Genomic DNA, 8,044 nt, shown 5'->3' on the forward strand with positions numbered 1-8,044 from the left:
AATACTTCCAGTTAAAAATAAACTGTCCGAGAGCATTTGATGATTAATATTCAACAAAAGACTATATAACATCTAAAAAACATAGTTATATTATAATAAATTTATTGATAGGAGAGCAAAAATGGAATTTACAAGACCAAGAGGTACAAGAGATTTCTTATTTGACGAAATGAGGCAAAGAAAAAAAGCAGAACGTACCTTAAGAAACATATTCGAAAATTATGGTTATCAAGAAATTAAAACACCTTTATTTGAAGAATTGAAATTATTTACAACAAAATCTGGAGATGAAATTGTAAACCAGTTATATAACTTCAAGGACAAGTCAGACAGGGAATTGACCTTAAGACCTGAAATTACTGCTCCAGTTGCAAGATTATACTTAAACGAACTTGAAAAAACTTCTACAAAACCAATTAAACTTTATTACTATGGAAGCTGTTTCAGATATGAAAGACCTCAAAAAGGAAGGTTCAGACAATTTTGGCAGTTCGGATGCGAACTGATTGGAGCCAAATCCCCTCAGGGAGAAGCTGAAGTCATTGCACTGTGTACAGATGCAATCAATGCATTAGGCATAACCACTGCCGATGTCAATCTCAACCACCTTGGAATCATAAGAGGACTGTTCAAACACTTTGAAGTCACCCAGGAAACCCAAAGGGAAATAATGGTCGTTATTGATAAGGGAGATAAAGATTTGTTAATCGAATCCCTAAGTGGAGATGAACCTGTAATAGACAATGACGAGTTGAATCAGATATTATTAAAATTAATTGACATGGTTGGAGACAAATCCATTTTAAGTGAAGTTGAAGAATTGCTTGCACCTTATGATGAGCCAAAAGAAGCGTTGGATGAGTTCAAACAATTGATTGAAATTTTGGAAGCCTTTGATGTTAACAACTACACATTAAACCTAGGCGTTGCTAGAGGCCTTGACTACTACACAGGAATCGTGTTTGAAATCTATGTCCCGGAACTTGGTGCCCAAAAGCAAATCTGCGGAGGAGGATCATACAACCTTGTAAAACTCTTTGGAGGCCAAGAAGTTGAATCAACTGGTTTTGCGCTTGGTTTCGACAGACTGATGAATGCAATTGAAGAGTTAACCGACTCAGAAGAACTTCCTTCACACCTGGACGTTTATGTTGCTCCAATTTCAGGTAGCGTAAGGTCTAAAGCCTACGAAATAACCCAAACATTAAGAAAAAATGACCTTAAAGCAGATGTTGACCTGAATGGTAAAAAATTCAAAAAACTAATGAACTATGCTGATAAAATCAAAGTTCCTAAAATGGTCATTATCGGAGAAAAAGATTTGAATGAAGGAAAAGTTACAATTAAAGACATGATTAGTGGTGAACAGGAATTAGTTGATGTTGATAATATTGTAAACTATTTAAAAGAGGAATAAAAATGGAAATTAACTTCAGACACGAAATTAACGGCGTTAAAGTAATCACAGCAGTTGCACAAGATGCTGACACCAATCAAATATTAATGTTGGCAAATATGAACAAAGAAGCATTAATTAAAACAATTCAAACCGGGAAAGCACATTACTGGAGTACTTCCAGAAACCAGTTATGGCTTAAAGGTGAATCCTCCGGGCATTTCCAAGAAGTTAAAGAGATTCTTGTTGATTGTGATATGGATGCAATTGTTTTAAAAATCAAACAGACTGGTGCTGCTTGTCATGAAGGTTACTTATCATGCTTTTTTAGGAAAATCAACACTGATAACGAAGTTGACATTGAAGATTTAAAAGATGATGACTTAGAAATAATCTTAGAAAGATTAGTAAATCCAGAAGACGTGTATTAAAAATGAAATGCATAATACCAGATACTAGCGCAGTTATAATAGGCGCAGTAAGTGAACTAATAGAAAACGGAGATTTTGACTATCCCGAAGTTATTGTTCCCGAAGCAGTAGTTTGTGAACTTGAACATCAGGCAAATGCCAAAAGATCTGAAGGGACAAAAGGGCTAGCAGAACTTCAAAAACTACAACAAATGCAGGACGATGGAGAACTAGCCATTACATTCAAAGGCAAACGTCCTACCAATTATGATATCAAATATGCCAAAAGCGGAGAAATCGACAGCATCATACGTGACCTGGCAAGATCTGAATTCGGAACCCTTTTAACAAATGATAAGGTTCAGGCAGAAGTGGCAAAGGCTCAGGGAATTCCAGTCTATTATTTCGAACAGAAATATATCCATAAAGCTCTCTCAATAGAAAAATTCTTTGATGACACCACAATGTCCATACATTTAAAAGAAAATGTAGTGCCTATGGCTAAAAAAGGAACTCCAGGCCACATTGACTTTGTAAAACTTTCAGATAAACCTTATTCATACACTGAACTTAAAAATATTGTTGATGAAATACTTGAAAAAGCTCACACCGATTCAAAAACCTATTTAGAATCAGACAAGGAAGGTTCCTTTGTTGTTCAGTCCAGAGAATACAGAATATCAATAGCTTATCCTCCATTTGCCGAAGGCTTGGAAATTACTGCAGTAAAGCCTGTTGCCAAAATCAGCTTGGATGAATACAACCTGACAGATAAACTGCTTGACAGAATCAGAACAAGTGCTGAAGGAATATTGATTTCAGGTTCACCAGGAGCAGGTAAATCAACATTTGTTCAGGCAATCGCAAACTATTACTCCTCAAAATTAAATAAGGTTGTAAAGACTATGGAATCACCAAGAGACCTGCAACTTCCGGACGAAATCACACAGTATGCTCCTTTGGAAGGCAGCATGGAAAATACTGCTGATGTATTGCTTTTGGTAAGACCTGATTACACAATCTATGACGAGCTCAGAAAAAATACCGACTTTAACATCTTTGCTGACATGAGGCTTGCAGGGGTCGGAATGATTGGAGTTGTCCATGCAACACGCCCAATAGATGCGATTCAAAGAATTGCTTCAAGAGTGGAATTGGGAGTGATTCCTTCAATCGTCGATACAAGTATCTACATTGAGGACGGTAAAGTTACAAGCGTTTATGAAACAAAAATGACCGTTAAAGTTCCAACAGGAATGAAAGAGGCAGACCTTGCAAGACCGGTCATTGAAGTTAGGGACTTTGAAACCGGAGAGCTCAAAAATGAAATCTACACCTACGGTGAGCAGACCATCGTTATGGATATGGATTTGGTTAATGGTGGCGACAGTCCGGCAGCTCAAAAATCTTCCGTTGATGTGATTGCAGAAAATGAAATACTAAGAAAAATAAAAAGAATTCTCCCTAAAAAGGCAAAGGTTGACGTTGAGGTCATCTCACCCGATAGGGCAAACATTTACATTCCAGATGAGTATGTTCCAAAAATCATCGGTAAGAACGGCAAAAGAATAGCCGAAATTGAACGTGACATTGGAATCAGCTTAGGTGTGGAAATAATTGATGAAAAACCTGTGAATAAAACCCCAATTGAGGTTGACATTACACATACCCGAAAACAAATGATTTTAGAGCTTGGAAAAGAAAACGGAAGGCAAAACTTTGATATTCTCATTGAAGGAGAATACCTGCTTACCGCAACAACTTCCAAAAAAGGAGAAATAAAAATTAAAAACGGCATCGAATTATCCGATATCATCTTAGAAGCCATTGAGATGGGATTAACAATTACAGCTGTCAGAAAATAGTGATATTATGAAAATCGGCGCATCATCTCTTGCGGGAATAGAACATCCATTAGAAGACACACTGGAATTTATAGAAAATTTAGGGCTTGAATATGTTGAGCTGGTTCATCAATTCCCAGCAGAAAACATTGACGTTAACGTATTGGAAAGTTATAACCTGAAATACTCCATTCACGCCCCATTTATGGACGTTAATATTGCATCAGTACAAGATAAAAGCAGACTGAACTCAATTAAACAGATTAAGGATTCCATAGACTTTGCTAATGAAATCAATGCTGAAGCCGTAGTCGTGCACCCAGGATTAGCTCCTTTTTTAGCCAATAAATATTTCCTTGATACAGTTTATAAATATTCAAATGAATCCATTGAAGAAATTGGCAAATACAGTGAAAATCAGGGCATCTTAACAACGATTGAAAATATGCCTACTTTTGACGGAATGATTTATCAGAATCTCAAGGATTTGGATGAGCTATTGGTTTCACTTGACATGTCTATGACACTGGACATCGGTCATGCGAACCATGCCGGATATTCTCCAGAGGCAATGTATTTTGATTCAATTAAACACGTACATGCCCATGATAATTTTGGTGATGATGATGCTCACCTTGCATTAGGTGAAGGCTCTATTGAATTAAACACAATCATCAATACTCTAGAGAAAAATAATTTTGATGGCATCTATATCATCGAGGTAAATGATTACGATTCCATTAAAAATAGTTACGAATATATGAAAAAGAACTTCAAAATTTAAATTAAAGAAGTTTCTTTTCTTTTATTTCATTTTCAAAATATAAATATTTGGATTCAACTACTTTTCTAATGTTTTTAGCAGTTTTTTTACCAATACCTTCGACTTCCTGAAGTTCTTCCTCAGAAGCAGAAATCACCTTTTCCACACTGCCGAAGTGCTTAAGTAGATTTTTGGCATTTACCGGACCTATATTAGGCAATGATTCAATTATAAATAGCTGCTGTTCCCATAGGCTGGTAGGTTTTTTGTCAGTCCTGATTTGTATATTTACCCTTTCGCCGCTTTGCTCACGAACAGCAATTCTTTTAATCATTGCTGCAGTATCCTCGGAGTTTCTTGTTGGAATGATGCTGATACCAAAATCAATTGCTATAGCTGCAATGGTTCCCCTTACGGCATTCGGATGGATCATACCGTTATAGATGTCATCGCCCTCCAAAATCAAAAGGGGGCGTTTAAACTCTTCAGAGAGTTCACGGGCTTGTTTGAATAATCTCTTATCAATTATTGAATCAACAAAATCCTTTGCAGTCTTCCTTTCAATGACCACTTCATCGCTTACCTGATAGTCGCCAACTGCCATTGACCTGATTTGAACATCAATCTCCATTTCGGACAAATGCCTGATGACCTTGGAATTTCCTTCCCTTGAATCGGCAAAAACAACCGGATTGGATTTTTCATTCTTTGGCCTATCAATGACTTTAATTTTCTTTTGATTTTCCATTCTCTCAACGGCTGAAGCATTCAATTCTTCCAGGACTTTAGGATCTATCAATTGATATTTCATGTGCTCTTCCTTTCTAACACTTGCCCAATAATAAGCCTCATCCCGTGTTCCATTAGTTATTAAAACTTTCACACGACCTGTTCTTTTACGGCCAGTCCTTCCTCTTCTTTGAATCATACGAACTTCAGACGGTACAGGCTCATATAAAATAACCAAATCAACTGCAGGAATATCTATTCCCTCTTCGGCAACGCTTGTTGATAGTAAAACATCATACTCACCCATTCTAAATGATTTGATAATTGCCTTTTGCTCTTTTTGAGTGAGGCCTTTTTCACCATCCTTTGCAGCCTGACCAAAGAACTTGGCTGACTTGATGCCTTCCTTTTCAAGTTTTTGATGAATCATCTCTAAAGTATCACGATATTGTGTAAATACAATGATTTTTGAAGATTTTTCATCCTTTTCTTTAAATCTGCTGGATTGGAGTTTGGTTTGACCATCACCGGTACCCAATTCCTTTTTGAGAATATTGGTTACTTCCTTTAGTTTTGGATGTTCCCATCCATGTTTTTCAGCTTCACGAGCCATTTTAACCGCTCTTCCAAAATTATCATCCCACATCAGGGATTTGGCGGCTTTTGTCTTTTTCTTTCGTAACCTGCCGATGTATTTATTGAAAGTTTGAATTCCCTGAGTTTCAATCAGCTCCTGTGAATGCTGAATATTGATTACTGCACTTAAGATTGAAATGGCCTGGAACAGTTCCTTATCCGGATTGACGGATCGGGCAATTTCTCCCTGAATTCTTCCCCGTGCCTTTAAAACATCAACTTTACCAACGGAGACTGTCCTGATAACTCCCATATTCTTTAAAGCTTTAAGTCTTACTTTTAATGCTTTGTCAATATATTTTTTAATTTTTTCAAGCTCACTGCTCATTTTAACCCTTACCCAATCGATTTCAACCGGATTGAAGTAAGGTCTTACATCGGAGTCCTGTTCAGTTTTAACGACAATGTTCTGGATGTATAAATTTTCACAGACTTCCTTGATTTTTGACTTGTCTGACCCAGGAGAAGCTGTGAGACCCAAAATTAAATTATAATTTGATTCCTGTACATAACGGGAAGCAAGATAAACATAAGAATATGCGCCAACTCCATGATGGCATTCATCAAAAACAATAAGGGAAACATTGCTCAAGTCATAACGGCCGTTTAATAAATCTGATTCCACAGTTTGGGGAGTTGCAGAAATAATTCTGGATTCCTCCCATCTTTTTACTCTCTCATCAGTTTTTATAGCACCTGTAATTGATGAGCATGGCAGTGTTAAAAATTCCTTAAAGCTGTCCTCATGCTGAATGGCCAGCGGTTTAGATGGTGCAAGAATCAGAACTTTTGAATTTTTTACCTTCTGCAACCTATCTGCAGCAACCAAGATTGCAACAATAGTTTTTCCTAATGCAGTAGGTGCAACAACCATCGTATTTCCTTTCTTTAAAACATCCCCTGCCAAGACCTGCTGATATAATCTGGATTCAATTGAATTTTTCTTAATTAAAGGATGTGAAATATAACTAGCCATAATCCAACCTTCATTATTTTAAAAAATGAGTTCTACCAATAACCCTTATTATCATATTATTTTTCCATCTTTATAAAAGGATTAGTGAGAGCATTTGATGAGTAATATTTATACTAAAAATAAAATTAATTGATTAAATTATAAAAATAAGAATAGATAATGTTATTTAAATAGATATAACATTATAAATCAAAAATAATTGATTTGAACTTGGTAGCAGCTTCTCCAATAGCTATTACCATTTCACAATCCAAATTCAGTGCTTTTCTCAAACCGTCACGCACTTCCTCTTCAGATGCACCCAATGTTCCCTTTTTTTCAAAGTCATCAACGTGGTTTAAAAATATCCTATCATTCAATTTAGGATTGGCCCTAAGCTTTTCCAAAGCTATTTTTTGGGAAGCTACTGAAGCAGGAACGATGAATTTGGAGAACTTCAAAACGCTGTTAAATATGTCAAGGTCACCAACATAACCTGATTCTGATGAGACAGTGATTACTGTTGTAAAGTCACCGAATAATTTTTTAAATTCCTTTAGGACAGTTTCAACACCTGCAGGATTGTGGGCAAAATCCACATAAATATCCTTGCCTTTGACCTTACCTACTTCTTCCATTCTTCCACTGACACCGGTGAAACTGGCAATAGTAGGCAATATCTTATCATATGGCAAATCAAGGAAAGTGTGAGCCGCTATAATAACTCCAGTTAAATTGTAAACATTGTGGAGCCCGTCTACACCCATTTTAACAGTTAATTTTTCGGTTGGGGTGTGCAAATCAAATGTCCTGTTGGGCAAATCAATATTTGTAGCAACATAGTCAACCTGAGGAGTTGTTATTCCGCATTTGCAGAAGTAATATCCGCATCCTGAAATAATTTCCTTAACAGCGATTTCAGCACCGCAAACACATTCCTTCATACCTATTGAATCCGGAAGTTCATCTACACCAAATGTTATGACTTCCCCCTTAAAGTCAAGTTCTCTTAAGAGTCCCATTATTGTAGGGTCATGGCCATTGACAATCAGCTGCCCCAAGCCTAACTCGGAAATGAATTCTCCCTTAACGTTAGCATAATCCATGAAGCTTCCAAGGTCATTCAAATGGTCAGGGGTAATGTTTGTAATCAGACCTGAAGCCATATCAGTATTTTTGACAATTCTCCCAACAGTTCCCGGAACCCCGAAAGTTCCAACCTCCAAAATACCTACGTCCCCATCCAATCTGGACTGTAGGATTGGAATGAATTCAGCATTGCCCTGCATGCCTTCCAGATCATGTTCACAT

The 8,044-nt window shown here is 36.8% G+C and carries 6 protein-coding genes; 4 read left to right on the forward strand and 2 right to left on the reverse strand.

The window, feature by feature from the left end:
- Window positions 1–121: 121 nt before the first annotated feature.
- The 4 genes from hisS to ACJMLH_RS06780 are packed head-to-tail and all read left to right on the forward strand — an operon-like array spanning window position 122 to window position 4,434.
- Window positions 122–1,417, forward strand: coding sequence for a histidine--tRNA ligase (hisS, locus tag ACJMLH_RS06765; protein WP_405276028.1), 1,296 nt, complete (start codon window positions 122–124; stop codon window positions 1,415–1,417).
- A 2-nt stretch (window positions 1,418–1,419) separates the two neighbouring features.
- A complete protein-coding gene (hisI, locus tag ACJMLH_RS06770; protein WP_405276030.1) occupies window positions 1,420–1,827 on the forward strand; it encodes a phosphoribosyl-AMP cyclohydrolase in 408 nt (135 codons plus the stop codon).
- A 2-nt stretch (window positions 1,828–1,829) separates the two neighbouring features.
- Window positions 1,830–3,671 carry a PINc/VapC family ATPase gene (locus ACJMLH_RS06775; RefSeq protein WP_405276032.1) on the forward strand — a complete coding sequence of 614 codons (1,842 nt, stop codon included), beginning with the start codon at window positions 1,830–1,832 and terminating at the stop codon, window positions 3,669–3,671.
- Window positions 3,672–3,678: 7 nt separating this feature from the next.
- A complete protein-coding gene (locus tag ACJMLH_RS06780; protein WP_405276034.1) occupies window positions 3,679–4,434 on the forward strand; it encodes a sugar phosphate isomerase/epimerase family protein in 756 nt (251 codons plus the stop codon).
- Between the two features lies 1 nt (window position 4,435).
- Here ACJMLH_RS06780 and ACJMLH_RS06785 read toward each other — a convergent pair whose 3' ends face one another.
- Window positions 4,436–6,754 carry a DEAD/DEAH box helicase gene (locus ACJMLH_RS06785; RefSeq protein WP_405276036.1) on the reverse strand — a complete coding sequence of 773 codons (2,319 nt, stop codon included), beginning with the start codon at window positions 6,752–6,754 and terminating at the stop codon, window positions 4,436–4,438.
- Between the two features lie 182 nt (window positions 6,755–6,936).
- Window positions 6,937–8,044: Mur ligase family protein (locus ACJMLH_RS06790; protein WP_405276038.1), on the reverse strand; the 1,108-nt coding region annotated here is incomplete at its 5' end.

The organism is Methanobrevibacter sp. (assembly GCF_045116495.1).
In the GTDB taxonomy this organism is placed as follows: domain Archaea; phylum Methanobacteriota; class Methanobacteria; order Methanobacteriales; family Methanobacteriaceae; genus Methanocatella.

Excerpts from the sequence above, each read along its gene's own strand:
- hisS (WP_405276028.1), top strand. The coding sequence starts at position 122 with ATGGAATTTACAAGACCAAGAGGTACAAGAGATTTCTTATTTGACGAA.
- hisI (WP_405276030.1), top strand. The coding sequence starts at position 1,420 with ATGGAAATTAACTTCAGACACGAAATTAACGGCGTTAAAGTAATCACA.
- ACJMLH_RS06775 (WP_405276032.1), top strand. The coding sequence starts at position 1,830 with ATGAAATGCATAATACCAGATACTAGCGCAGTTATAATAGGCGCAGTA.
- ACJMLH_RS06780 (WP_405276034.1), top strand. The coding sequence starts at position 3,679 with ATGAAAATCGGCGCATCATCTCTTGCGGGAATAGAACATCCATTAGAA.
- ACJMLH_RS06785 (WP_405276036.1), bottom strand. The coding sequence starts at position 6,754 with ATGGCTAGTTATATTTCACATCCTTTAATTAAGAAAAATTCAATTGAA.